This is a genomic window from Pseudomonas allokribbensis (assembly GCF_014863605.1).
In the GTDB taxonomy this organism is placed as follows: Bacteria; Pseudomonadota; Gammaproteobacteria; order Pseudomonadales; family Pseudomonadaceae; genus Aquipseudomonas; species Aquipseudomonas allokribbensis.
The window spans coordinates 3,653,907-3,677,851 of the sequence record NZ_CP062252.1; the positions used below are offsets into that span (position 1 = coordinate 3,653,907).

The 23,945-nt window shown below is 60.7% G+C and carries 23 protein-coding genes; 8 read left to right on the forward strand and 15 right to left on the reverse strand.

Annotated elements, in window-relative coordinates; translation table 11 throughout:
- Positions 1–13 precede the first annotated feature (13 nt).
- Positions 14–289, forward strand: a complete 276-nt coding sequence (locus tag IF199_RS16595; protein ID WP_096821583.1) for a peptidylprolyl isomerase — start codon at positions 14–16, stop codon at positions 287–289.
- A gap of 49 nt (positions 290–338) precedes the next feature.
- Here the strand turns inward: IF199_RS16595 and kdgK are convergent, their stop codons facing one another.
- The 10 genes from kdgK to IF199_RS16645 all read right to left on the reverse strand — a co-directional run bounded on the left by kdgK (position 339) and on the right by IF199_RS16645 (position 7,647).
- On the reverse strand, positions 339–1,274 hold the full coding sequence (gene kdgK / locus IF199_RS16600) for a 2-dehydro-3-deoxygluconokinase (RefSeq protein WP_192558134.1): 936 nt from the start codon (positions 1,272–1,274) through the stop codon (positions 339–341).
- The gene (locus tag IF199_RS16605) at positions 1,274–2,494 is read right to left on the reverse strand and encodes an amino acid deaminase (RefSeq protein WP_192558135.1); all 1,221 of its coding nucleotides are present in this window, start codon (positions 2,492–2,494) and stop codon (positions 1,274–1,276) included. The genes kdgK and IF199_RS16605 overlap by 1 nt, the downstream gene beginning before the upstream one ends.
- A 39-nt stretch (positions 2,495–2,533) precedes the next feature.
- Complete coding sequence (locus IF199_RS16610) at positions 2,534–3,298, reverse strand: IclR family transcriptional regulator (RefSeq protein ID WP_192560963.1); 765 nt, start codon at positions 3,296–3,298, stop codon at positions 2,534–2,536.
- A gap of 78 nt (positions 3,299–3,376) precedes the next feature.
- Positions 3,377–3,766: a RidA family protein gene (locus tag IF199_RS16615; protein ID WP_192558136.1), complete on the reverse strand. Its 390-nt coding sequence runs from the start codon at positions 3,764–3,766 to the stop codon at positions 3,377–3,379.
- Between the two features lie 31 nt (positions 3,767–3,797).
- Positions 3,798–4,595, reverse strand: a complete 798-nt coding sequence (locus tag IF199_RS16620; RefSeq protein WP_007960239.1) for an amino acid ABC transporter ATP-binding protein — start codon at positions 4,593–4,595, stop codon at positions 3,798–3,800.
- A complete protein-coding gene (locus IF199_RS16625) occupies positions 4,592–5,254 on the reverse strand; it encodes an amino acid ABC transporter permease (RefSeq protein ID WP_007960241.1) in 663 nt (220 codons plus the stop codon). Before IF199_RS16625 ends, IF199_RS16620 begins: the two co-directional genes overlap by 4 nt.
- Positions 5,255–5,263: 9 nt before the next feature.
- Positions 5,264–5,926 carry an amino acid ABC transporter permease gene (locus tag IF199_RS16630; protein WP_059405928.1) on the reverse strand — a complete coding sequence of 221 codons (663 nt, stop codon included), beginning with the start codon at positions 5,924–5,926 and terminating at the stop codon, positions 5,264–5,266.
- Positions 5,927–5,977: 51 nt separating this feature from the next.
- The gene (locus IF199_RS16635) at positions 5,978–6,826 is read right to left on the reverse strand and encodes a transporter substrate-binding domain-containing protein (RefSeq protein WP_102622731.1); all 849 of its coding nucleotides are present in this window, start codon (positions 6,824–6,826) and stop codon (positions 5,978–5,980) included.
- 301 nt (positions 6,827–7,127) lie between these two features.
- Positions 7,128–7,409, reverse strand: a complete 282-nt coding sequence (locus IF199_RS16640; RefSeq protein WP_192558137.1) for a type II toxin-antitoxin system RelE family toxin — start codon at positions 7,407–7,409, stop codon at positions 7,128–7,130.
- A complete protein-coding gene (locus tag IF199_RS16645; RefSeq protein ID WP_192560964.1) occupies positions 7,399–7,647 on the reverse strand; it encodes a type II toxin-antitoxin system Phd/YefM family antitoxin in 249 nt (82 codons plus the stop codon). The genes IF199_RS16640 and IF199_RS16645 overlap by 11 nt, the downstream gene beginning before the upstream one ends.
- Positions 7,648–7,961: 314 nt before the next feature.
- On the opposite strand from IF199_RS16645, the gene IF199_RS16650 reads away from it, so the two are divergent.
- The 6 genes from IF199_RS16650 (at position 7,962) to IF199_RS16675 (ending at position 16,986) form a co-directional block, all read left to right on the forward strand.
- Positions 7,962–8,393, forward strand: a complete 432-nt coding sequence (locus IF199_RS16650; protein WP_192558138.1) for a thioredoxin family protein — start codon at positions 7,962–7,964, stop codon at positions 8,391–8,393.
- A 174-nt stretch (positions 8,394–8,567) separates the two neighbouring features.
- The gene (gene wecB / locus IF199_RS16655; RefSeq protein ID WP_192558139.1) at positions 8,568–9,722 is read left to right on the forward strand and encodes a non-hydrolyzing UDP-N-acetylglucosamine 2-epimerase; all 1,155 of its coding nucleotides are present in this window, start codon (positions 8,568–8,570) and stop codon (positions 9,720–9,722) included.
- Entirely contained in the window at positions 9,719–11,893 is a 2,175-nt protein-coding gene (gene nfrB / locus IF199_RS16660; protein ID WP_192558140.1) for a cyclic di-3',5'-guanylate-activated glycosyltransferase NfrB, read from the forward strand. Before wecB ends, nfrB begins: the two co-directional genes overlap by 4 nt.
- Positions 11,890–15,048: an NfrA family protein gene (locus IF199_RS16665; RefSeq protein WP_192558141.1), complete on the forward strand. Its 3,159-nt coding sequence runs from the start codon at positions 11,890–11,892 to the stop codon at positions 15,046–15,048. The genes nfrB and IF199_RS16665 overlap by 4 nt, the downstream gene beginning before the upstream one ends.
- Positions 15,048–15,926: a DUF4434 family protein gene (locus IF199_RS16670; RefSeq protein WP_192558142.1), complete on the forward strand. Its 879-nt coding sequence runs from the start codon at positions 15,048–15,050 to the stop codon at positions 15,924–15,926. The genes IF199_RS16665 and IF199_RS16670 overlap by 1 nt, the downstream gene beginning before the upstream one ends.
- Complete coding sequence (locus tag IF199_RS16675) at positions 15,910–16,986, forward strand: GGDEF domain-containing protein (protein ID WP_192558143.1); 1,077 nt, start codon at positions 15,910–15,912, stop codon at positions 16,984–16,986. The genes IF199_RS16670 and IF199_RS16675 overlap by 17 nt, the downstream gene beginning before the upstream one ends.
- A gap of 5 nt (positions 16,987–16,991) precedes the next feature.
- Here IF199_RS16675 and IF199_RS16680 read toward each other — a convergent pair whose 3' ends face one another.
- Together IF199_RS16680 and IF199_RS16685 are read right to left on the reverse strand one after the other, a co-directional pair.
- On the reverse strand, positions 16,992–18,548 hold the full coding sequence (locus IF199_RS16680) for a TerC family protein (protein ID WP_192558144.1): 1,557 nt from the start codon (positions 18,546–18,548) through the stop codon (positions 16,992–16,994).
- Positions 18,549–18,843: 295 nt separating this feature from the next.
- Positions 18,844–19,254, reverse strand: coding sequence for a MerR family transcriptional regulator (locus IF199_RS16685; protein ID WP_096821598.1), 411 nt, complete (start codon positions 19,252–19,254; stop codon positions 18,844–18,846).
- A 79-nt stretch (positions 19,255–19,333) separates the two neighbouring features.
- Here IF199_RS16685 and IF199_RS16690 point away from each other — a divergent pair, with 79 nt between their 5' ends.
- Positions 19,334–20,557, forward strand: a complete 1,224-nt coding sequence (locus IF199_RS16690) for an NADH:flavin oxidoreductase/NADH oxidase family protein (protein WP_192558145.1) — start codon at positions 19,334–19,336, stop codon at positions 20,555–20,557.
- Positions 20,558–20,560: 3 nt separating this feature from the next.
- Here the strand turns inward: IF199_RS16690 and IF199_RS16695 are convergent, their stop codons facing one another.
- The 3 genes from IF199_RS16695 to IF199_RS16705 all read right to left on the reverse strand — a co-directional run bounded on the left by IF199_RS16695 (position 20,561) and on the right by IF199_RS16705 (position 23,944).
- Complete coding sequence (locus IF199_RS16695; RefSeq protein WP_192558146.1) at positions 20,561–22,204, reverse strand: phospholipase D-like domain-containing protein; 1,644 nt, start codon at positions 22,202–22,204, stop codon at positions 20,561–20,563.
- Positions 22,205–22,274: 70 nt separating this feature from the next.
- Entirely contained in the window at positions 22,275–23,018 is a 744-nt protein-coding gene (locus IF199_RS16700) for a vWA domain-containing protein (protein ID WP_192558147.1), read from the reverse strand.
- Positions 22,943–23,944 carry a magnesium chelatase ATPase subunit I gene (locus IF199_RS16705; protein ID WP_192558148.1) on the reverse strand — a complete coding sequence of 334 codons (1,002 nt, stop codon included), beginning with the start codon at positions 23,942–23,944 and terminating at the stop codon, positions 22,943–22,945. Before IF199_RS16705 ends, IF199_RS16700 begins: the two co-directional genes overlap by 76 nt.
- Between the last annotated feature and the right edge of the window lies 1 nt (position 23,945).

The window sequence follows — 23,945 nt, forward strand, 5'->3', positions numbered from 1 at the left end:
CAGGTATTGCACGATGAAAGCCCAAGCCCGCCACATTCTGGTGAAAACCGCCGAAGAGGCTGAAAAACTCAAACAACGCATCGCCAACGGTGAAGCGTTCGATGTACTGGCGAAGAAATTCTCGACCTGCCCGTCCGGCAAGCGCGGCGGCGATCTGGGTGAAGTGCGGCCGGGGCAGATGGTCGGCGTGATCGACGCAGTGATCTTCAAGAAGCCGCTGCGCACGGTGCACGGGCCGATCAAGAGCAAGTTCGGCTATCACCTGGTGCAGGTGTTTTTCCGCGATTGATCCGGCGCCCTGAAGGCGCGGCTGTCGGCAGCGCCTTCAGAGATCGGATTCATTCTTTGGGGATCAGTGCGCCAGGCACCTGAATCACCCGACTGGCCAACCGGTGCCCAGCCTCCGCCGCCTGCGCAGGGCTTGCGCCCGACAAGCGACTGGCCAGATACGCCGCACTGAACGAATCCCCCGCCGCCGTGGTGTCCACCACCTTCTCGACCTTCTGCGCCGGCACTTCGAACGCTTCCCCGTCACAACGAATCAGGCACGCCTCGGCGCCACGCTTGAGCACTACCTCCGGCGTACCGATCTGCGCGTACGCTTCAAACACCGCATCACAGTCCTCGAAATGGAACAGCGCCTGCTCGTCGTCCACCGTCAGCAACGCCAGATCAACATGGGGCAGCACGCTGCGATACGCCGCCCGCGCCTCTTCTACCGAGGCCCACAGCCGTGGCCGGTAATTGTTGTCGAAGACGATCCGTGCATCGCGCTGGCGGGCTTCGATCAAGGTCTGAATCAGCTTTTCCCGCCCCTGTGCGCCGAGCACCGCCAGCGTGATACCGCTGAAATACAGCACGTCGTAGTCCGGCAACGCCGCGAGAATCGGCGCGGCGGCCGGGGTCGTGAAACAGTCACGTACAGCGGCCTCGTTGCGCCAGTACAGAAAACGCCGTTCGCCGGCGGCATCAGTCTGGATGCAATACAGCCCCGGCAAACGACCGGGCAAGCGCTGGACCAGATCCAGACCAATGTTTTCAGCGGCCCAACTGCGGCACATGGCGTCACTGAAGCTGTCGTCACCCAGCGCCGTGACGTAATCGACCTGCGCCTTGTCGCCCATGGCTCGGGACAAATACACAGCGGTGTTCAGCGTATCGCCACCGAAGCTCTGTTGCAGGCTGCCATCGGCACGTTGTTGAAGCTCGATCATGCATTCGCCGATCAGGGCGATACGCGGGGTGTTCGGACCCAAGGGACTGAGCGTGTTCATCAGAAACAGGTTTCCATGGTTTCGATCACCGACAACTGCTCATCAACCAACAGGCCCACGCGCCATTTGTCGAAGGTCAGGCATGGGTGGGAAGTGCCGAAGGAAATGATGTCGCCGACGCGCAATTCCACGCCCGGCGCCACGGTCATGAACGCGTGCTGGTCCATCACCGCCGTCACCTTGCAGGCACCGACATCGTCGCCTACAGCCGGCACCACGCCAGCCTTGTAACGCAGCAATGGAACCGGCATCCCGGCATCAAACGCCACGTCACGCTTGCCCAGGGCAATCACCGCGAACCCCGGCTCCGGCATCGACTGCACGTGGGCCCAGACTTCCAGCGCCGGGCGCAGGCCTTCATGCAGGTCGCTGCGACGGTCGAGCACGCAGCACTGCGCCTCTTTATAAATGCCATGGTCGTGAGCCACGTAACTGCCGGGACGCAACACGCTGAGGAAACGCCCGCCGGCGTTCTGCGCTTCGAACGACTCGGCGATCAGGTCGTACCACGCCGAACCCGATGCGGTGATGATCGGCTTGGCGATGGCGAACGCGCCGCTGTCCTGCAATTGCACCGCCAGACGCACCAGCGAGGCGGCGAATTCACGGATGCCGGTGACGGCGTGATCACCGTGGATCACGCCTTCGTAACCCTCGATACCGGTCAGGGCCAACGCCGGTTGCGCGCCGATGGCCTTGGCCAGTTCGATGACTTCCTGTTCGCTGCGGCAACCGCAACGACCGCCGACCACGCCGTACTCGATCATCACGTTCAGACGCACGCCACGGGACGCAAAGTAAGCGCCCAGATCGGCGACGTTGTCCGGGTGATCGACCATGCAATAAAAATCAAAGCCCGAATCGGCCGCCAACAGATCGGCGATCAACGCCATGTTCGGCGTGCCGACCAGTTGGTTGGCCATCAGCACCCGGCGCACGCCGTGGGCGTACGCGGCGCGGGTCTGGGTGGCGCTGGCCAGCGTAATGCCCCAGGCGCCGGCGTCGAGCTGACGGCGAAACAGCGCCGGGGTCATGCTGGTCTTGCCATGGGGCGCGAGTTCGGCGCCGCTGTCGCTGACGAATGTCTGCATCCAGCGGATGTTGTGCTCCAGCGCCTCGCGGTGCAGCACCAGCGCCGGCAGGCTGATGTCACGCACCAGTTGCGCGCCGAGGGCGGCATCGCCTTTTTCCACGGCAGCAGTGTTGTTGGCAGTCGTCATGGTCGAACTCCTCACGGTCGCGTCCGCTGGCGGGCGCAGTTATTCGTTGATACGCCGGGCGAGGCTGTTGGCGCTCTCGATCAAGACCCGGCGATAGTCGTTGTAGTTGGTCTTGGCATCGGCGCGCGGGGCGACGATGCACAGGGTGCAGATGGCCACGCCTTGAGGGTCTTTGACCGGCACGGCGAAGCAATGGGTAAAGGTGTCGGCGACACTGTCGAACGAGAAGAAACCGTCGATGCCGGCCTGGCGGATTTCCTTGAGAAATGTCTCCATCGGCAGGCGTTCGCCACCGGGCAGGATGAAGTCGTCGGGGTCGATCAGGTCGCTGATCTGCTGGTCACTCAAGTGCGCCAGCAGCAAGCGTCCGGAGGCGGTCCACGGAATCGGCGCGTTTTCGCCGATATCGGAGGAAATGCGGAAATGCCGCTCGCCCTCCTTCATCAGCGCCACCGTGTATTTGCGCCCGTTGAGCAGGCACATCTGCGCGGTTTCCCGGGTCTGGCTGACGATCTCCTGCAACGCGTGATCGGCCTCGCGACTGAGGTCGAAATGCCGCAGATGCGCCTGGCCGAGGAAGTACAGCTGACGACCGAGATAGACATGACCGTCCTTGCCCACCGGTTCGAGAATCCGCCGTTCGAGCAACGAGGCCACCAGTTCGTAGACCGTGGATTTCGGGCTGCCGATGCCATTGGCGATGTCGTTCGGGCGCAGTGGCTGGCCGATTTCCTTGAGGAAATCGAGGATATCGAACGCCCGGTCCAGACCGCGTGCCCGGCGCTTGATGGTGTCTTCGGTCATTTCAGTGGTTCCCATTCAAAGTGCCGGGAGTTTATCGCGAAAAATCGTTCCCACGCTCTGCGCGGGAACGGTCAACACTCAAGCCTTTTTCTTGTACGCAATGCAGTCGATCTCGACCTTGCAGTCGACCATCATGCTCGCCTGCACACAGGCCCGGGCCGGTGCGTGTTCGGGCTTGAAGTATTCGCCGAAAACCTTGTTGAAACTGCTGAAATCCCGCGGATCGTCCAGCCACACCCCGACACGTACCACATCTTCCAGGCCATAACCGGCTTCTTCGAGAATCGCGATCAGGTTCTTCATGGTCTGGTGAGTCTGTTCGACGATGCCGCCCACGATGATCTCGCCATCCACCGCCGGCACCTGACCGGAAACGTGCAGCCAGCCATCGACCTCGACTGCGCGGGCAAATGGACGTGGCTGGCCGCCAGCGGCGGTGCTGCCGGTGCCGTAACGAGTAATGCTCATGGATGTGTCTCCTGATTGAAAAAGTGAAAAGTCAGAACCGCGTGCTTTTGAGAAACTCAGCCAGCCGCGGTGATTGCGGACGCTCGAACAGCTCCTTCGGAGGCCCCTGCTCTTCGATACGCCCCTGATTCATGAACACGATCTTGTCCGAGACCTCGAACGCAAAACGCATTTCGTGGGTCACCAGCAACATGGTCATGCCGTCCTCGGCCAGGCCCTTGATCACGTTCAGCACTTCGCCGACCAGTTCCGGGTCGAGGGCCGAGGTGACTTCGTCGAACAGCATCAGGCTAGGGTTCATCGCAATCGCCCGGGCAATCGCCACGCGCTGTTGCTGACCGCCGGACAACTGGCCGGGAAAGTGATTGCGCCGCTCCAGCAGGCCGACCCGCTCCAGCCATTTTTCGGCCAGCACCACGGCTTCGTCCTTGTGCATCTTTTTGACTTTGAGCAAGCCGAGGGTGACGTTCTGCAGCGCAGTGAGGTGCGGGAACAGGTTGAACTGCTGGAACGCCATGCCGGTCATCGCCCGATGGCGCGCGATGACTTTTTCCGGGTGGCGCACGCGTTTGCCATTGAGTTCGTCATAACCGATGGATTCGCCGTCGAGCAGGATCTGCCCGCCCTGGAACTCCTCCAGCATGTTCACGCAACGCAGCAGCGTGGTCTTGCCCGAGCCGCTGGAGCCGATCAGCGTCACCACGTTGCCGCGCTGCATGCTCAGGTCGACACCCTTGAGCACTTCGACCGCGCCGTATTGCTTGTGCAGGCCACGGATGTCCAGCAGCGGCTGGCCGTTCTGGACGTTGGAAACTTGAGCTTGAGTCATGGCAAGGCCACCCGCTTTTCAATGTGCCGGCCGAGTAATTCGATGCCGTAGTTGATGACGAAGAACAGAAAACCGGCGAACAGATAAAACTCCAGGGTCATGAACGTCCGGGCGATGATCTGCTGGGTGCTGAGCAACAGCTCCGCCACGCCGATCACCGACAGCAAGGTCGACGCCTTGACGATTTCCGTGGACGAGTTGACCCAGGTCGGCAGGATCTGCCGCAGCGCCTGAGGCAACAGCACGTAGCCAAGAGACTGATAGAACGTCAGGCCGATAGCCTTTCCTGCTTCCATCTGTCCACGCGGCAATGCTTGCAACGCACCGCGCACGATCTCGGCAACGTGGGAGCCGCAAAACAGCGTCAGACCCAAGGCACCCGCCTGAAACGCGCTGATCTGCCAACCGAGTGCCGGCGCCATGTAGAAGCAGGCCAGTACCAGCACAAACACCGGGGTGCCGCGAATCAGGTCGACATAAAAACGAAACGGCGCGCGCATCCAGAACTTGCCATAGGTCAGCACCAGCCCGGCGAATACACCGATGACCGTACCGAACAGAATGGCCAGCGCCGACACCTGCACGCTGGTCAGAAAGCCTTGCCACAAGGCTTCGCGGGCAATCCACAACTCATGCAACCAACTGGGGGATTCGTACATCGCAGCCTCCTATCGGCGGATCGCCAGACGCTGCTCGAGGTAACGCAGCAGCATGGCAATGAGGTAACAGGCCGCGACATACAACGCCGTGGTCACCAGCCAGGTTTCGATCACCCGGTAGCTCTCGACGTTGATCTTGCGCGCGTAGTAGGTCAGCTCCGGCACCGCAATCGCGGCGGCCAGCGAGGTGTCCTTGAACAGCGAAATGAAGTTGTTCGACAGCGCCGGCAGCACGTTGCGCAACATCACCGGCACGGTGACGTAGGCCTTCACCTGCCACTCGCCCAGACCGATGGCCAATCCCGCTTCACGCTGACCTTTGGGGATGCTCAACAAGCCGCCCCGGAACACTTCGGTCAGGTACGCCCCGGCATACAGCGACAGCGTGATGATGAACGACGGGATCTTGTCCAGCCGGATCCCCAGGCTCGGCAACGCAAAGTAGATCAACAGAATCAACACCAGAATCGGCGTGTTACGGATCACCGTCACATACACCGATGCCAGCACCCGCAAGGCGCGATGCTTCGACAGCAAGGCAAACGCCATCAGCAGGCCGATCACGCAGCCGATGGCGATCGACACCAGCGCCAGCTCAAGACCCAGACCGAGCCCCGCCAGCAAGGTGTCGAAATCGCGCCACACGGCGGCAAAGTTCAACTGATAGTTCATGGTTGGCAGTACCTTGAGCGGGGCGCATCAAGGCGCCCCACTCTCACGGGATCATTTGAATTCGACAGGGAAACCGATAGCGGGCGATGGCAGATCAACGCCGAACCATTGCTTGAACGATGCCGCGTAGGTCGGGAATTCAACGCCGGTCATGGCTTCATGCAAGGTGGTGTTGACGAAGTTCAGCCAGTCCTGATCGCCGCGTTTGACGGCGCAGGCGTAGGTCTGGGGGCTCCAGGCGTACGTCGGGCTGCGATAGCGGCCAGGGTTCTGCACCATCAGGTATTTGACCGAAGACTGGTCGGTGGCGGCGGCATCGGCACGGCCCGAGTTCACGGCCTGATACATCAGATCGACGCTGTCGTACTGATCGACCTTGGCCTTGGGCAGCGCCTGGTGCACCAATTCCTCGGCGTACACGTTCTGCAGCACGGCCACGGTCACGCTGTCGCCAGCGGCTTGCAGGTCTTCGATTTCCTTGTACTTGCTGTTGTTCGGCAGCAGCAGGCCGACGCCTTCGCGGTAATACGGCAGGGTGAACGCCACTTGCTGCGCACGGCTGGCGGTGACGGTGATGAACTGGCAGCTCATGTCGACCTTGTCGGTCAGCAGGTTGGGAATCCGCGCATCGGACGACTGCACCACGAACTCGACCTTGCTCGGATCATTGAACAGACCTTTGGCCACCATCCGGGCGATGTCGATATCAAAGCCCTGCAACTTGCCGTCCGCGCCCTGGAAGTGCCACGGCGCGTTGGTGCTGCCGGTCCCCACGATCAGTTTTCCACGGGCCAGGACGCTGTCGAGTTTGCTGTCGGCCGCCTGGGCCATACCCATGACAGCGGACGAAGCCGCAAGAACAAAAACACACGCTTTGAACAAGGAAAGTCGGCGATGCATGGCAAGCACTCCAGAGGATTGTTTATTCCGCTATACCGGAACATGGTTTGTTACTACGGAATGAACAGCAGAAAGTGTGCCACAGGATTCGAGGGGAATCCGCACCAGTTTTAAAATTCTCAGGAATCAAAGAGATACGTAAAAAGGAAAAAGAGAGAAACAGTGAGAGAGCGCAAGCGTGCGATACCGTTGGCTACAACAATGCGGGTAGCAGGTTCCCAATCGGTGCACGGTTGATCGATTCGAGGGCAGTATCCGTTGTTACCGTTAGAGAAGCCGGAAAAGACGCGGGCGATAGAGGTCAACGTTCCGTAGCAATTTTGTATACGTATCCGCCCTCCCTTTTACCAATGGCTATTACTGTCACGATCAGCACCTCGTCCTTGACTCGATAGACCAATCGATACCCCACATTCCGAAGCTTGATCTTGTAGGCGCCTCCGAGTCCTCTGAGCCGGTCGGCTGGAACATGCGGATTCTCAAGCCGCTCCTGAAGTTTCTTCTTCAACTGCTCTTTGAGATTCGCATCAAGTTTTTTCCATTCTTTCCAGGCTTTCTCCGAGAACTCCAGCTCATAGGTCATCTATCGAGACCTTTATGGTCGGATCTTTTTCCCGTTCCTTGCACAGAGCAATCAGCTCCAGATCCTCAAGGCGATTCATCAGCGCCTCATAGGCTTTTGCCGGGACGCAATAAAAGGCCGGCTCATTGCGGTTGAGAATTGCAACTGAATCACCGCCGCCTGCTGCGACAGTACCCATGGGATTTTTTTTCAGTTCGGAAATGCTCGCTACGACTTGGGAAAGGACTATATGTGTCATGAAGGGTCGCCTCGGAGTGCTTTTCAGAGTGCTGAAAATAGCACTCCAGGACGCATCTGACTTCAATCCTTTTGCTACGGAAACTGCTTTCAAACCTGCATCACTGCCCATCAGGAGCTCCTTTGATAAATGCCTGAAAAACGATACCAGCTGCTTGGCGTCCGCGGATCTGAGTCTTCTGAGGGAATGCTCTTGCAGCAAAGTAGGACGAAATCATCCTTTGCAGGACCTACCTGTAATTTCTGACAGTAGACCGCCGTTTTGCCCTGCTTTAACGTCAAAGGCCTTCCAGATTCATTGCTCAGGAGGCTCCAATGACGACGCCGACTCGATATTCAGCGTTGCCCCCGACGTACCGGAAGGTCTTGAAAGCCAGGCGCCTTGTCGTCCTGTACTTCTTCAACGAGCACTGCGGTGCCTGCGTGTTCTCCGGCCCCGTTTTTCTCGAAGTCGCCAAGCCCTTCCGGCCCTGGATGGATATCTTCATGCTCGATACCGCACAGTCGTGCCGACATCCTGATGTCACGGGTACTCCGACGGTGTTGTTCTACAAGGAAGGCGTACTGTTCAAAAAACTGAAAGGCATCGGAACGGATGAATCGCTTCTGCAAGACTTCACCCAGTTCCTCGGCAAAACCAGACACCACGCCGCGCCGCGCAAATCGCCCCATGACCTGAGCTGGCTTCGCCACACTCTGCGTACCCTCTGCACCATCCCCCGCGCAAAACGATGGAACTTTTCCTGAAAGTGCCACCTAAGAGCCATCAGATATGGCACTTTCGTTCCAATTGATCTGTAACAACTAGCCTCAAGGCCGGATTGGACAAGCTCCCATCCGGCTGCTTTTCTTTATTTCTCAGAAAGAGATAGGTGCTGCTGGCTATCCGGCCACGGCCTTGCTTCGTCCCAGGAGGGGTCAATGTCCTTTAACGTCATGATGGTTTTCGGTACTCGCCCGGAGGCCATCAAAATGGCCCCGCTGGCTCGGGTTCTGCGTCAGTGGCCCGACATCAAACTCAACATCTGCTCGACCGGCCAGCATCGGGAGATGCTCAAACAGGTACTCGACGCGTTCGAACTGACGGTCGATGAAGACCTGCAAGTGATGACCCAGGGCCAGACGCTCAACGTTCTGTCGCAACATCTGCTTGCTCAACTCGACCAGGCCTACGAACGGGTCAAACCGGACATCGTGCTGGTACACGGCGACACCACCACCAGCTTCATCGCCGCCCTCGCCGCGTTCAACCGGCAACTGCCCATCGGCCACGTCGAGGCCGGTTTGCGCACCGGCAACCTGCGCGCGCCCTGGCCTGAAGAAGCCAACCGACGTCTGACCGGCGTGATCGCCGACCTACACTTCCCGCCGACCGGCAAAGCCGAAGCGAATCTGCTGCGCGAAGGCGTGCCGCAGGACAACATCGAAATCACCGGCAATACCGTCATCGATGCGCTGCTGTGGATGCGCACGAACCAGCAACAGAGCAACTGGCGCCCGGCTGCCGATTCACCTCTGGCGGTGCTCGACGACAGCCGTCGCATGGTGTTGATCACGGGCCATCGCCGGGAAAACCTTGGCGACGGTTTCCAGAACATCTGCCAGGCCCTGGCCGATCTCGCCCTGCGTTACCCGGACGTGCAATTCGTCTACCCGGTTCACCTCAATCCGCAGGTGCAGAGCGCGGTGTACGGCATGCTCGCCGACAAACCCAACATCTATCTGGTCGCCCCTCAGGATTACCCGAACTTCGTCTGGCTGATGGGCCGTGCGCACTTCATCCTGACCGACTCCGGCGGCGTCCAGGAGGAAGCGCCAGCCATCGGCAAGCCGCTGCTGGTATTGCGTGACGTCACCGAACGCCCCTCCGTGCTTGAGGGCGGCACCGTGCTGCTGGTGGGCACCGACACCGCAAAGATCGTCAAGGAAGCCAGCCAGTTGCTCGATGACGAAGCGACCTACAAACGCATGAGCCGCGTCCACAGCCCATACGGTGACGGTCACGCCAGCGAACGTATCGCCAAACGCCTCCACGCCTGGCTGAGCGCACGCTCGACGGCGGGTAACGGGGTATGAGCCTGGGCTGGGTCGATTTTTTTGCGTTTGTGCTGTTTGGTCTGAAGTATGTGGCGATCCTCCTCGCCCTGCTGATGTTCATCCTCGGCCTCGATGACCTGTTCATCGATCTGGTGTACTGGAGCCGCAAGTTAATTCGGCGCTGGCGGATCTACGAGAAATTCAAGCGCGCTGACGAGGAACGCCTGTATTCGATTCCCGAGAAGCCGCTGGCGATCATGGTGCCGGCGTGGAACGAAGTCGGCGTGGTCGGCGAGATGGCGCGGCTGGCTGCCTCGACCATCGATTATGAGAACTATCAGATTTTCGTCGGCACCTACCCCAACGACGCCGAAACCCAGGCCGACGTCGATGCGGTCTGCCAGCACTACCCCAACGTGCACAAAGTGGTCTGCGCCCGACCGGGCCCCACCAGCAAGGCCGACTGTCTGAACAACATCATCGATGCGATCCTGCGTTTCGAGAGCGAGGCGAAGATCCAGTTCGCCGGTTTCATCCTGCACGATGCCGAAGACGTGATTTCGCCGATGGAGTTGCGCCTCTACAACTACCTGCTGCCGAACAAGGACTTGATCCAGATTCCGGTCTACCCCTACGCACCGGAATGGAAAGGCTTTACCGCCGGGCACTACGTCGATGAGTTCGCCGAGAACCACGGCAAGGACGTTATCGTCCGCGAAGCCCTCACCGGCCAGGTGCCCAGCGCCGGCGTCGGCACCTGCTTCAGCCGTAAGGCCATCAGCGCGCTGCTGGAGGACGGCGACGGTATTGCTTTCGATGTGCAGAGTCTCACCGAGGACTACGACATCGGTTTCCGCTTGAAGCAGAAAGGCATGAAATGCATCTTCGCCCGCTATTCGGTCAGCGATCCGAAACTGGCGCTGGAGCAACCGTGGGTGTTCGGGATGAATCGCGAATTTTCCCAGGTGATCTGCGTACGCGAGCACTTTCCCCGCGACTTGCAACACGCGATCCGGCAGAAATCACGCTGGATTGTCGGCATCGTGTTTCAGGGCACCAAGAACCTCGGCTGGAGCCGCAAAGGCCTGCTCAATTATTTCCTGTGGCGTGACCGTCGCGGACTGATCGCCTACCTGCTGAGCTTTCTGGTCAACCTGCTGTTCCTGGTGCTGCTGGCGATGTGGGCCATCACGGTGATTGCCCCAGAGTCATGGCGCTATCCCTCGATCCTCGCCGACAGCTCGTTGCTGTCGGTGCTGCTGTGGCTCAACGGTTTGATGCTGTTCAACCGCCTGTTCCAGCGTGGCTGGTTTGTCACTCGCTACTACGGGCTGGTCGAAGGTCTGTTGTCGGCGCCGCGCATGATGTGGAGTAACTTCGTCAACTTCTTCGCCAACCTGCGCGCCCTGCGTCAGGTCATGGAGATGGGCGACTCACGCCGAGTGGCCTGGGACAAGACCACCCACGAGTTCCCGGCGCTGACCAAGGCGCAACGTACCCCGCTCGGCCATCGGCTGGTGGAGAAAGGCTTGCTCACCGAAGAACAACTGGAAGCGGCGATCACCAGTCCGGTGCGCCGTCGTCTTGGTCGCGAACTGCTGCTGCGTGAGTACATCGACAGCACTCAGCTGGTTCAAACACTTGCCGAACAGCTTGACCTGGAGTGGGCGCCACTCAACCCGTTCAAGCTGGACAAGCGCCTGATCGATGCCGTGCCACGCCGGGTCGCATCGCACTACGGCGTACTGCCGGTGGCCGAAGAAGGCGACACCCTGATTCTGGCCTCCGAAGGCCCGGTCAGCCAGGTCTCGCTCGGCGCGATCAGCCGTCAATTGAAACGCCCGGTGCGTAGCCGTCTGGCACCCCAGGGCCGCGTTACGCTGGGGATTCGTTACTGGTACGCCAGCCCCCGCCAGAATGAGGAAGTGCGTCATATGCTCGAAGTACTTGAGCGCCATCAGGACGATGAAGCCTTGCTGGAGCGGGTCAGCCGCCATCAGGTGCTGCTGGGCAATCTGCTGCAGGTTCGCGGTATGGTGCCGCCAACCTTGTTCAATCAGGCGTTGATCGATTTCGATGCCGAAAACATGTCACTCGGGGAGCATCTGATTTCCCGCGGCATGATCACCCAGGAAGTCCTGGAACAAGCCCTCGCCGATCAGGCCAGCGAACAGCAAGCCGCCTACCGCATTGTCCGGGAGGTCGCATGAAGCCTGTGCATCGTCACACCCTGTTGATGGGCAGCCTGCTGCTGGGCCTGAGCACCGCGTATCCGCTACAGGCCGCGCCTCTTAGCGACTTCGAGCAATTTCGCAGCTATCCCTACATGGACCGAAGCTATCGCGAAGCGAAAAAGGGCAACTGGAAAGAAGTCGAACGACTGATGCGCCACTTGCTGGAAAAGGTCCCGAAAAACGACGAGGCCCGAGCGCTGCTGGTTGAGTCGCTGGCCAAACAACGCCGCTACAAGGACGCCATGCAGGCGCTGCCGGACAACAGCGACGCCCTCCTCGACCTGCGCCTGACCTGGATCGAACAGGATCCACCCACCAGCACTCAGGTTGAAAGCTGGATGGCCACCAGCAGCCTGAATGATCGCGTGCGTCTGTGGCAGGCCTACAGTCTGAGTCTCGCCAAGTTCGGCGGCGCGGCCAAGGCTCACGACTGGCTGGCACAGCTGTCGCCCAAGGGCGATGACAATATCCTGCGTCTGGCACGGGCCAACTGGTCGGAACAGCTGCGCGACTGGAGCGGCACCATCGATCAGCTCGCACCGCTCGCTGCCCGCAAACAGCTGGACGCCGAAGGCTGGCAACGTCTGGCCAATGCTTATGTACAGCGCCTCGACGAAAAACCGCTGCAACAACTGCTGCAACAGGCACCGACTCCGGAGGCTGCACGCAAGATCCGTCTGGCAATGGTCGACCGCGCCATTGCCATGGGCCACGAGCAACAGGCACAACGCTGGATTCAGTCGTTGCCGGACTCCGATCTGGCCGATCCCACGCAACGTCAGCGCCTGTGGGAGCTGGCACGCAAAACCGAAGACGTGCCGACCGTGCAGCGCTTGAGCAACGATCTGCAACGGCCATGCCTGGAGACCGCTGAATGGTTGTCACGCCAGGACCCGGAAGCAGCGCTCAAGCAATTTCGTGGTTGCACGCCTGACGACGACCCGCAAACCTGGCTGATACTCGCCCAACGCCTGCAAGCCACCGACCTGCTGCAGACCACCCGACTGCCGCAGCCGTGGGACAGTCGCCGTCAGGAGCAGTTGCTGGGTGTCTGGCAGGAACAGGGGCGCAGTGACAAGGTCGACGCCTGGCTGGCGGGTCAGACGCAGACCGCCGATGTGGTCAAGCGTCGGGCGGAATTGTCGCAACGCATGGGCCGAATGACCGAAGCACAAACCCTGTGGGAGCTGCATTACCGGCAGACCGGCAATCTGGCTTCGCTGAATCAAGCCACTTATCTGGCGGTGAACAGCGGCGATCGTGAGCATGCGCAGCAATTACTTGAAACGGCGTATGACCGCCATCAAGGGCGCTTGCCGGCCACTGCACTGCAACGTCTGGCCGGACTTTATGCGGCTTCGAAAACCACGACACCGGAACAGCAACGGCGAATGGCTTCATTGCTCACCCATGTGGATGGCGCCACCCGTGGTCAATTACTCGCGCAACTCGCGGAAAACGGTCAGTGCGACGCGGTTCAGCAAGCCATCGGCAACCGTCCGCAGGCTGCCGGTGACTACCGAGCACTGGGGCGTTGCGCGATGCCGGATCGGCCGGGCGAGGCTGTCGTCTATTACCAGCAAGCGGAAAAACTCGGCGACCGCGGCAGTCGTCTGCCGTTGGCGTACGCCCTGGAAGCCGCCGGTGATTCGGCTGGCGCACTGGCCATCTGGCGCAGCCTCCCGGCAGCGGAACTGAGCGACAACGCGCGCCTCACCGCGAGCCGCAGCGCGCTGAATACCGGTGACAGCCAGACAGCCGAACGCTACTGGCAGCAAAGCACCACCCGCGGCGCCAACGAATGGACCCTCGGCGCGGCAATCGCCGACGCCCGTGGCGATCATGTCCAGGCACTTGAACGTCAGCGTAAAGCCTTGCAACAAGCACCGGACGCCGGGCATTTCTACGCGGCGTCGGTCACCGCACAAAAGGCCGGGGATTTGCCGCAAAGTACCGCATGGCTGGCCGAGGCGGTACGCCGCGACCCGAACAACCCGCGTTACCGCGCCGACTACGGCATGCGGTTGGCCGGCGCCGAAACCCGCGAGGAACGCGCCACCGCAATCCCCTATCTGCAACAGGCCACCCGTGATTTCCCCGAGGACTATCGACTGGGTGAAACCCTGGCCTGGCGTTATGACGAAGCGGAAGACAGCGCCTCTGCCCGCAAGGAACTGCGTCGGGTGATTGATCTGGAACAGAACCCGGTGGCTGCCGACGACGAGGATGGCAGCATGGAAGCGCGGCGTTACCGTCAGCGCCGCGCCCATGAAACCCTCTCCCGCCGCGACAGCCGGACGATTGCCAGCACCTGGTCACCGGCGGGGGTATCGACGAATGACTTCGTGCGACCGGACGAGAGCAAAGGTTCGAACCGCCGCGCCGACTCGCAAAACGTACAACTGGCGATGTGGGATCACGCTCTGGGCGATGAACCGAGCCGCGCCGGCAGCACGCTGTCGGTGTATGGCCGGGTCCTGCTCGGTGGCCAGGGTCGCTCCAGTTACGCCGAATCCCTCGCTGCTGGTGTCGGCCTGCGCTACAAGCCGTGGGGCACGCAGAACATTAACTTCTACGGCGAAATCTACAAACAGAGCCAGTTCAACGATGACGACAACCACAGCCTGAGCCTCGGCCAGATGCTGGTGCCGGAAAAGTTGCTGGATCAGGTCAACGATCACCGCCAGGACGGCCACACCACCACCGACTACCTGCTGCGCGCGACTGCCTCGTTCCTCGATCAGGGCAAGTACCGCAACGACTGGCGCGTCGATGAAAACGATTGGGATGAGCGTTTCCTCTACCTCGACGCCGCCTGGTGGACCAAGGCCGGCGATCATCAATGGCTGTCGCGGTTCCAGCAGGGGCATGCCTGGAAGCTGCCAAAGAGCGGTGCTCAGACAATCATGCCTTACGGCTTCCTCGAATTTGCCAGTCAGGACCCGAGCAACGATTGGCGCCAGGATCTGCGTACTGGCGTGGGTCTGCGCTGGCAGTGGTGGTACGACGAAGATCGCTACAACGCCTACCGGTCGAAACTGACGGTACGCACCGAATATCAACAGTCCCTGGGCGGCAATCTGTATGAAGGCGGCAACGGTGTGCTGCTGGGCGTGGAGTGGAATTTCTGATGGCTCGATGGATGTTGTTTTTCTGCCTGCTGATGGGCGCCACGCTCGCACGGGCCGATGAGCGGGTGTTCTATCAGCCACTGAATGTCGACGCCGACCTGACGCAGGCGCAATGGCAGAAAGTCTGGCAGGACACCGCCAGACAAGGCACGCGAACGGTGATCGTGCAGTGGACCGCGTATGGCGACTCGGACTTCGGTGGTGCCAATGGCTGGCTTGCCAACAGCCTGAAACTTGCCGAACAACAAGGTCTGCAACTGGTGCTCGGGCTGTCGATGGACCCGGCGTATTACAAGCGCATCGACGAACTGGACAGCGCCGGCCTCGGTGCCTACTGGCAGGCGCAACTGGGTCAATCGCTGGCGCAACAACAGAAGTTGCGCCAGGAATGGAAACTGCCGGTCAGCGGTTGGTATCTACCGCTGGAGCTGGATGACTTGCACTTTCTGGCGGCCGATCGACGGGCAACGCTCCAGCGTCAGCTGAAGGATTTCGCGGCAAAACTGGATGCACCGCTGCATGTCAGCGCCTTCAGTGCCGGCAAGCTTGCTCCGACAGTCAACGCCCAATGGCTGGGGGATCTGACAGCGGCCGGTGCGCAAGTCTGGTGGCAGGACGGCGCAGGCACCGGGCGCCTGCCTGTGCTGGTGCGCAACGGTTATGCCAGTGCACTGCCCTGCTCCGTCGGAATCGTGCGTGAAGCGTTCCGCCAGGTCAGTCGCGAAGGCGAGTCGTTCCGCGCGGAGCCGGCAACCCCCGATGCCACCTCTACCGGCTGTCATCAAAGTGCAGTGTTTTCCCTGCGCTATCGACCGTGGGGACAGGTGATTCTCGACAACCAGCGCAAGCATCCGGGCAGCAATGTACAAAACCATTGAAGACGAAGTCCTGAAGCGAACCGCGCCCGCCGAGCTGTGGGACGAGTTCATCCAGCACGAGTTCGAGCGGCTGCACTCGTTCTGCCTGCTGATCTATCTGGCCAGCATGGGCATCTGGCTGGCCTTCGACCTGATCGTCAGTTTCCTCGGCGATCAGGGATTCACCTGGCGTTCGATGATCTTCATCGCCGCGTTTGCGGCGCTTGCCGTGGTGCTGATGTTCACGCGCAAGGCCCGCCACTTCGACTGGCTGAACCTGACCTTCGTGTTCGTCATCACCTTGGGCATACGTCTGGTGATCGACGGCCTGCCGCCGACGTTTCATGGCATCTGGCTGGTACTTGCCGCCGCCACCACGCTCTATAGCGCCTCCGTGCTGCCGCTGAGTCGCTGGTCGTTCTTCGGTGCGCAGGTCATCACCTGGCTGATACTCAACCCGTTCATGGGCACCGGTATCGGCCTGCTGGAACTCAAAGGGGTGATGACCATCTGCTACAGCGTGTTTCTCTGTGCGCTGACGATCTACACGTTCCTCAAACTGCGCGAGACCAAGCTCTACAACTACATCATGTCCAAGCTGTTGCTGGATCAGGCCTACAACGACACCCTGACTGAAATCCCCAACCGCCGCTCGTTCATGACCCGCGCCGAAAAAAGCCTGCAAGCGGTGCCCCGCGAAGACGACCATTACCTGGCGATGATCGACATCGACAACTTCAAGAAAGTGAATGATGTGTACGGCCACGACATCGGCGATGAAGTGCTCAAGCGGATCGCGGCAGACATCAAAGCGGTGATGGCACCGTTCGAGTACGCGCGACTGGGTGGCGAGGAGTTTGCGATTTATCTGGCCGGCGTACGCCGCGACGACGTCGAGGCATTGGCCGGTGAGTTGTGCCGGGTGGTGCGTGAGCAAACCACCCGGTACCCGGTGACCATCAGCATCGGCGTGGCCCGGGTCGAGGATGGTGACACCCTCAACCAGGCCCTGATCAAGGCTGATGAAGCGTTGTATGAGTCAAAGCACACCGGCAAAGACCGGTATACCTTTCATCAGTGAGGCCGTCAGGCCTCACGCACCAGCAACACCCGCGTCACCCGTCGCTCCTCGACCGCCATCACGGTCATGCCCCAACCGTCGTGTACCAGGCGATCCCCCTTCATCGGCAACCGATCCAGCAGACTCATCACCAACCCGGCAAGCGTCTGGTAATCCTCGGTTGGCTCGGCGGTGAAGCCGGTGCGCTGACGAATACGTGTCAGGTTCAAAGCGCCGTTCACCACAAACCCGCCCTGCTCCTCGACCACGTCCGGGCCAGCGATTTCGCTGGCGTCCGGCAACTCGCCGGCGATCGATTCGAGAATGTCGGTCATGGTCAGCACGCCGACAAAATCACCGAACTCGTTTACTACAAACGCAATATGGGTCGATGCTGCACGCATCTGCTCCAATGCATTGAGGATCGAATAGCTGTCGAGCAGGTTCAGCGTCTTGCGCGCCAGGTGTTCAAGGTTTGGCTCGTTGCCGGCCAGATACTCCTTCAGCAGTTCCTTCTTGTGAACGAAGCCCAAGGGTTCATCCACCGCACCGTTGCGAATCAGCGGCAGGCGCGAGTAGGAGGAATGCATCAATCGCGTGCGAATTGCCCCCGCGTCATCCGCGAGGTCAATGTGATCGACATCCGCGCGCACGGTCATCAGGGTGCGGATCGGCCGTTCAGCCAGTTGCAGCACGCCGCTGATCATCACTCGCTCACGTCGGTCGAACAGCTCTGCACTTGGCGCCTCGCCATTGTCCAGCAAGTCGGAGATCTCCTCGCCCACCTCTTCCACCGCCAGTTTTCGACCGCCCAACAAACGCATCACCGCGTGGGCCGTACGCTCACGCATCGGGCGCAAACCCTGCATCGAGCGCTTGCGACGAGCACGGGCGATCTGGTTGAACACCTCGATCAGGATCGAGAAACCAATCGCGGCGTACAGATAACCTTTCGGGATGTGGAAGCCCAGGCCTTCGGCGGTCAGGGCGAAACCGATCATCATCAGGAAGCCCAGACACAGCAAGATCACCGTCGGGTGAGCGTTGACGAAGCGGGTCAGCGGCTTGCTGGCAACGATCATCACACCGATGGACACGATCACAGCGATCATCATCACCGCCAGTTCATCGACCATGCCCACGGCAGTAATCACCGCATCGAGGGAGAACACCGCATCAAGTACGACAATCTGCGCCACGATCGGCCAGAACAACGCATAAGCCGTGTTGGTCGAACGCTCGCCGATATGGCCTTCCAGCCGTTCGTGCAACTCCATGGTCGCCTTGAACAACAGGAACACACCACCGAACAGCATGATCAGGTCGCGGCCGGAGAAACTCTTGCCGAACACTTCGAACAATGGTGCCGTGAGGGTGACCAGCCAGGAAATACTCGCCAGCAGGCCAAGACGCATGATCAGCGCCAGGCTCAAACCGATGATTCGCGCACGGTCGCGCTGATGCGGCGGCAGTTTGTCCGCCAGGATCGCGATGAACACCAGGTTGTCGATACCCAGCACCAGTTCCAGCACGATCAGTGTCAACAAGCCCAGCCATGCCGTGGGATCCGCTAACCATTCCATAATCTGTCTCTATCTCTCTTCAGTGAATTCAGGCGGCCGGACACGGCAAAGTGCGGCGCGAAAGCTCGAAGGCTGCGCCATCAACGATAGTCGGGAGTCGGAAGACTGGATGCTGCGAGTGCGTCAAGACCGCGCCATGGCGCGAAGGGAACGTGGTTCTTTGAGTCGAACTGGGAGGCTCCGAGAGGGTGTTCATGCAAATCCTGAATGAAAAAAGGCCTTGAAGCGTACAGGCTCAGATGACTTTTCCTACAGCTGGAAATCATTTCAAAATCTGTACGCCTTCGCCGTCGCTTCAGGATTCCGGATAGATCGAGGCCAGCACCCGTTCGGCATTCGCACCGCAGCTCATGCCTTCGGGCTTGGATTGAATGCTGTCGATCACCTCCAGCAGCCGCGCCTTGCTCTGGGCCAGATGCTGTTGCATGACTTCGATCTGCTCGACCTTGCGCGTCAGGCCTTCCACCAGTTCATCGTGCTTGAACTCACCGGTACCGGCGGCTGGCAGCAACTGCTTGAGTTCTTCAAGGGAAAACCCGGCCTGCTGAGCGCAGCGAATGATATTGAGGGTCTGCAGCACTTGCGGCGGGTAACGCCGATAGCCATTGCCCAGCCTTTCCACTTTGGGAATCAGGCCCTGGGCTTCGTAGAAACGAATGCTCGAAGCGCTCAGCCCGCTCTGTTGCGCCAATTCACCAATTTTCATTCCGACCTCGAATTGCCTGCTTGACATTAAAGTTAACTTTAAGCTTAGCCTCTCTCCATCACTGATGAGGAGTCAAGCAATGTCGCCCTTCCAGATTTTGAATCTGCCCAACGGCCAGACCGTCGGCAACCGTATCGCCAAAGCCGCCATGGAAGAAAATCTCGCGGATCGTGACCAGGCACCGTCCCGTGAATTGTTCCGCCTGTACCAGGCCTGGGCCGACGGCGGTGCCGGGCTGCTGCTGACCGGTAACGTGATGATCGACCGCCGCGCCATGACCGGCCCCGGCGGCGTGGTGCTGGAAGACGAACGGCATCTGGACCGTTTCCGCCAATGGGCCGAAATCGCCCGCAGTGGCGGCGCGCAGGTCTGGGTGCAGCTCAACCATCCCGGCCGTCAGACCTTCGCCAATATGGGCCAGCAAGCACTGGCGCCGTCAGCGGTGGCCCTGGACATGGGTTCGTTCTCGAAACTGTTCGCCGAGCCCAAACCGATGACCGAGGACGACATCGAGGATGTGATTCAACGTTTTGCCAAGAGCGCAGCACTCGCCGAAAAAGCCGGATTCACCGGCATACAGATCCACGCCGCCCACGGTTATCTGCTCAGCCAGTTTCTTTCGCCGCTGACCAATCGTCGTACCGATCGCTGGGGTGGTTCGCTGGAAAACCGTGCGCGCCTGCTGATGTCGGTGATCGAGGCTGTGCGTCAGGCGGTGTCGCCACAGTTTTGCGTGGCGGTGAAGCTCAATTCGGCGGACTTCCAGCGCGGCGGTTTCGACACGGAGGATGCCCGTCAGGTGATCGAATGGCTCAACGAACAGTCGATTGACCTGCTGGAACTGTCCGGTGGTAGCTACGAAGCGCCGGCGATGCAAGGCGAAGCCCGCGACGGGCGCACCCTGGCCCGTGAGGCATTCTTTCTGGAGATGGCCAGCGAACTGGCCAGCGTGGCGCGCATGCCGGTGATGGTCACCGGCGGTATCCGCCGCCTGCCCGTGGTCGAGCAGGTGCTCGACAGCGGCCTCGCCATGGCCGGCATCGCCACGGCGATGGCCATTGAGCCGAACCTGGTCAAACACTGGCGCGAAGGCCGCCACAGTCAGCCGCAACTACCGCCGATCCGCTGGAAACGCAAACCGCTGGCCGCGCTGGCGAACATGGCGGTCGTGCGCTTCCAGATGGTGCGCCTGAGCCGGGGTCGCCAGCCACATCCCGAAGTGTCAGCACTCTGGGCGCTGATCCGCGACCGCTTGTACCTCAGTCGCCGCACCCGGCAGTACCGCCAGGCGATGGATGTATAAGCGCTAGCGCCCGGCAAACCGCAGACGAGACAGCTGGCGCAAATCCCCTTCGACGTAATAGTCGTTGGTCCAGCTGTCATCCGCCGCCAGCGGCTGCACCTGCTTCAGCGCCAGTTTTTTCGCGAAATAGCGGAAGCGGTAATGCTCGTAGAACCGCAACAGTTCCAGGCCATAACGGTCCGCCAGTTCGGTGTCGCCACGAATGATCAGGAAATTCTCGTCGTTGCCGTTGCTGGCCGCTGCGCTGAGATTGTGGCTGCCGCTGATGATGGTCGGGTTGTCACTGGTGAAGTCGGTGACGATCGCTTTGGTGTGCACCAGCAGGTTGCCCTTCTGGCCTTTCATGTTCTCTTTCAGCCAGCCTTCCAGCCCGGTGTTGAGCAGCGCGGTGGCAGCGAACTCGGCAGTGCGGTCGGCGTGGAATCCGGTGATGCGACTCACGGTGTTCTGCAGGCCGTAACGCAGGATGTCGTCGTGGGGTTGGCCGAGCAGCGCGTTGAGAATCGCGTCGGGCAAGGTAAATGCCGTGACGAATAGCACGTCCTTCTTCGCCGCATTGATGATGTCGACGAACGCCCGCAGATCGGCTCCGCCACTGCGTGGCGAGAACCCGGCAAACAGCGGTTGCGCCGGGTTCATGGGGTTGTGCTGGGTGATCCAGTCGCGGGTGGCGCCGACATCCGCCGGCGTCGCCCAGACCTGCTCGAACGTCTGCAGATAGCTGGCTGCGATGGCCGTGTCGTCCAGCACATGCACCACGTTGGCCTGGCGATACACGCCGTTGGCGGTGAAATTGGTGCTGCCGCAGAGCACGGCCTGGGGCTGCCGCTCCCCACCGGCCATGTGGCTGAGAACGATGAACTTGTCATGGAAAATATCGTGGGTCACCCGGCCGCGCTTGCTGGTTTCCGGCAATTTGGCGAGGCTGGCCTCGTTCATCGTGGTGTCTTCGTCACCGGGCTTGGCGTGATACAGCACCCGCACCTGCACACCGCGATCGAATGCGGCGTTCACCGTGTCGATGATGGCTTGCAGTTGATATTCGTAGATCGCGATGTCCAACGCCCATTGCCCGTCGACGGCGCGCTCGATAAACCCTTGCAAGCGCCCGAGCAGGCCGTTTTCCAGCCATTGCCGTGCCGCATCGGGCCAGGCTTCGATAGGCATGTTCTTGTTGGCGCTGATCTGTGCGTCGAGATCGGGAAACTTGCGCTGGAATGCCTGGCTGGCGGCCACGGCGCGGTTGAAGATCACGCTCTGGTTGGCCGGGTGTCCGTCATCCGAGGTAATGCTCAGTTCCAGCGACTCCCCGAGCACCGGCGCATCGGCAGTGCCGTAGGCCAGGTGCACGCGGTAATGCAGGGTTGTACCGGGATAGACCGCGTAATCGGCCCAGCGAAATTTCTGCAGGGGCGCGATGTCACTCGGTGTGGCGTGAAACTGCGGGAAGGTGTGAGCCTTGCCGGGAAAGGTCAGGCTGTTGAACAGGAATTGCCAGGGTTTGTCGCCCTGCTGCTTCTCGATGGCAAACCCCAGCAGGCCTTTGCGCCGGGGTTCGGCGAGGTCCATCGCCAGCAGCACGCCGTTGGTGCCGGCGTAAGCCTTTACGCGAAAATCGTCCTGAGAATTGGCAACCAGTACGCGCATGATTCACTCCTTGTGAGATGGGCTGGTTGCAGCATAGACCTCAGATCGACAATAGATCGTCAATAGATCGTCAATAGATCGTCAATAGATCGTCAATATGACGGTAATCCGCTTCCAGTGCAGTCGCCAACTGCCTGGCCCGGCCCAACCGGATCGGCCCGCGTTCGATATCGATCAGCAGGCCCGGACAAGCCAGCACCGGCAACCCTGACCATTCTTTCAAGCGTCCATCGGTGAGCACCAACAGACGCTGTTGCTCGGCGGGGAATCGCTTGCGACGCACGGTCAGCCAGTGTTCAGCCTCAGTCAGCGCCGCCAGCAATGGCGTGCCACCGCCCGCGCCCAAATCCTCGAGCCACACACGCAATCCGCTGGAAGCTTTCAAACCCTGCACCTGCCATTTCGGCGCTGCGCCACTGGCGGTCAGCAAGGCGAGACGCGCCCGTTGTCGGTAAGCGTCATCGAACAATTGCGCGAGCACACCCTTGGCGTCGCTCAACGCTTGATGACGACGGGTCGAGGCCGAGGCGTCGACGATCACCAGCCACAGTTCATGAGGGGTGCGGGTGCGTAGTTGAAACAGCAGATCCGCGCGTACTTTCGGGCGGCCATTGAGCAATGTTCCCGGCCAGTTCACCGAACCACTGCGAGCGGCGTGACGTTTGCCCTGGCGACCGCTATCGAGGTGTCCGGCGCGGGGTCTGGCATTCGCCCCCTCGTCGGATCGGGGGCGAATGCCTAAGGCTTTTTTGGCCAGACAGGTACTTCGCGACGCGTGCCGGTGACAAGGGCCGGCGTCGGCATTTCGCCCCATTGCCCCTGCCCTTCACTCGGCGCCGTCTGGGTGCCGGACGGCGATTGCGCCGGTTGCTGCGCATGGGATGGCGACTGTTCGCGGCGGCGATGACGCAGTGCAAATTCAGCCACGGCATCGATGTCCTGCTCGGCGATGCCTTCGGCGCCACGCCACGCCGCATGAGCCCGCGCCGCACGCAGCCAGACCAGATCGGCACGCAGGCCATCGACACCGGCCGCAAAGCAACGCTCGGTAATCTGCGCCAACGCTTCATCATCGAGGGGAATATTCGCCAAGGCATTGCGGGCGTTTTCACAACGCTCACGCAGGGCTTGTTGCTCGGATTCCCACTGCCCGCAGAAGGCCTGCGGATCGCTGTCGAAATCCAGTCGCCGGCGAATGATCTGTCCGCGCTCGGCCGGTGCCGTTTGACCGCTCAGGGCGACGTTGAGACCAAAGCGATCGAGCAGTTGCGGGCGCAATTCGCCCTCTTCCGGGTTCATCGTGCCGATCAGCACGAACTTCGCCGAATGACGATGGGAAATGCCGTCGCGCTCGATCAGGTTGGTGCCACTGGCGGCCACATCGAGCAGCAGATCCACCAGATGATCCGGCAACAGGTTCACTTCATCGACATACAGTACGCCGCCGTCAGCCTTGGCCAACACACCGGGAGAAAACTGCGCGCGACCGTCGCTGAGTGCCGCATCCAGATCGAGGGTGCCGACCAGCCGTTCCTCAGTCGCACCCAATGGCAAGGTGACGAACTGACCGCTGGCCAGCAAATCCGCCAGACCCCGGGCCAGGGTCGACTTGGCCATGCCGCGTGGGCCTTCGATCAGCACGCCGCCGATCTTCGGGTCGATGGCGGTCAGGTACAGCGCCAGCTTCAGATCGTCGGCGCCGACCACCGCAGAGAGCGGAAAATGTGGGGTATCGGTCATG

Excerpts from the sequence above, each read along its gene's own strand:
- IF199_RS16640 (WP_192558137.1), bottom strand. The coding sequence starts at position 7,409 with ATGACCTATGAGCTGGAGTTCTCGGAGAAAGCCTGGAAAGAATGGAAA.
- IF199_RS16620 (WP_007960239.1), bottom strand. The coding sequence starts at position 4,595 with ATGACTCAAGCTCAAGTTTCCAACGTCCAGAACGGCCAGCCGCTGCTG.
- IF199_RS16645 (WP_192560964.1), bottom strand. The coding sequence starts at position 7,647 with ATGACACATATAGTCCTTTCCCAAGTCGTAGCGAGCATTTCCGAACTG.
- IF199_RS16635 (WP_102622731.1), bottom strand. The coding sequence starts at position 6,826 with ATGCATCGCCGACTTTCCTTGTTCAAAGCGTGTGTTTTTGTTCTTGCG.
- IF199_RS16705 (WP_192558148.1), bottom strand. The coding sequence starts at position 23,944 with ATGACCGATACCCCACATTTTCCGCTCTCTGCGGTGGTCGGCGCCGAC.
- IF199_RS16595 (WP_096821583.1), top strand. The coding sequence starts at position 14 with ATGAAAGCCCAAGCCCGCCACATTCTGGTGAAAACCGCCGAAGAGGCT.
- IF199_RS16625 (WP_007960241.1), bottom strand. The coding sequence starts at position 5,254 with ATGTACGAATCCCCCAGTTGGTTGCATGAGTTGTGGATTGCCCGCGAA.
- IF199_RS16665 (WP_192558141.1), top strand. The coding sequence starts at position 11,890 with ATGAAGCCTGTGCATCGTCACACCCTGTTGATGGGCAGCCTGCTGCTG.
- IF199_RS16610 (WP_192560963.1), bottom strand. The coding sequence starts at position 3,298 with ATGACCGAAGACACCATCAAGCGCCGGGCACGCGGTCTGGACCGGGCG.
- IF199_RS16670 (WP_192558142.1), top strand. The coding sequence starts at position 15,048 with ATGGCTCGATGGATGTTGTTTTTCTGCCTGCTGATGGGCGCCACGCTC.
- IF199_RS16690 (WP_192558145.1), top strand. The coding sequence starts at position 19,334 with ATGTCGCCCTTCCAGATTTTGAATCTGCCCAACGGCCAGACCGTCGGC.
- nfrB (WP_192558140.1), top strand. The coding sequence starts at position 9,719 with ATGAGCCTGGGCTGGGTCGATTTTTTTGCGTTTGTGCTGTTTGGTCTG.
- IF199_RS16675 (WP_192558143.1), top strand. The coding sequence starts at position 15,910 with ATGTACAAAACCATTGAAGACGAAGTCCTGAAGCGAACCGCGCCCGCC.
- IF199_RS16605 (WP_192558135.1), bottom strand. The coding sequence starts at position 2,494 with ATGACGACTGCCAACAACACTGCTGCCGTGGAAAAAGGCGATGCCGCC.
- IF199_RS16695 (WP_192558146.1), bottom strand. The coding sequence starts at position 22,204 with ATGCGCGTACTGGTTGCCAATTCTCAGGACGATTTTCGCGTAAAGGCT.
- IF199_RS16700 (WP_192558147.1), bottom strand. The coding sequence starts at position 23,018 with ATGGGGCGAAATGCCGACGCCGGCCCTTGTCACCGGCACGCGTCGCGA.
- IF199_RS16630 (WP_059405928.1), bottom strand. The coding sequence starts at position 5,926 with ATGAACTATCAGTTGAACTTTGCCGCCGTGTGGCGCGATTTCGACACC.
- wecB (WP_192558139.1), top strand. The coding sequence starts at position 8,568 with ATGTCCTTTAACGTCATGATGGTTTTCGGTACTCGCCCGGAGGCCATC.
- kdgK (WP_192558134.1), bottom strand. The coding sequence starts at position 1,274 with ATGAACACGCTCAGTCCCTTGGGTCCGAACACCCCGCGTATCGCCCTG.
- IF199_RS16650 (WP_192558138.1), top strand. The coding sequence starts at position 7,962 with ATGACGACGCCGACTCGATATTCAGCGTTGCCCCCGACGTACCGGAAG.
- IF199_RS16680 (WP_192558144.1), bottom strand. The coding sequence starts at position 18,548 with ATGGAATGGTTAGCGGATCCCACGGCATGGCTGGGCTTGTTGACACTG.
- IF199_RS16685 (WP_096821598.1), bottom strand. The coding sequence starts at position 19,254 with ATGAAAATTGGTGAATTGGCGCAACAGAGCGGGCTGAGCGCTTCGAGC.
- IF199_RS16615 (WP_192558136.1), bottom strand. The coding sequence starts at position 3,766 with ATGAGCATTACTCGTTACGGCACCGGCAGCACCGCCGCTGGCGGCCAG.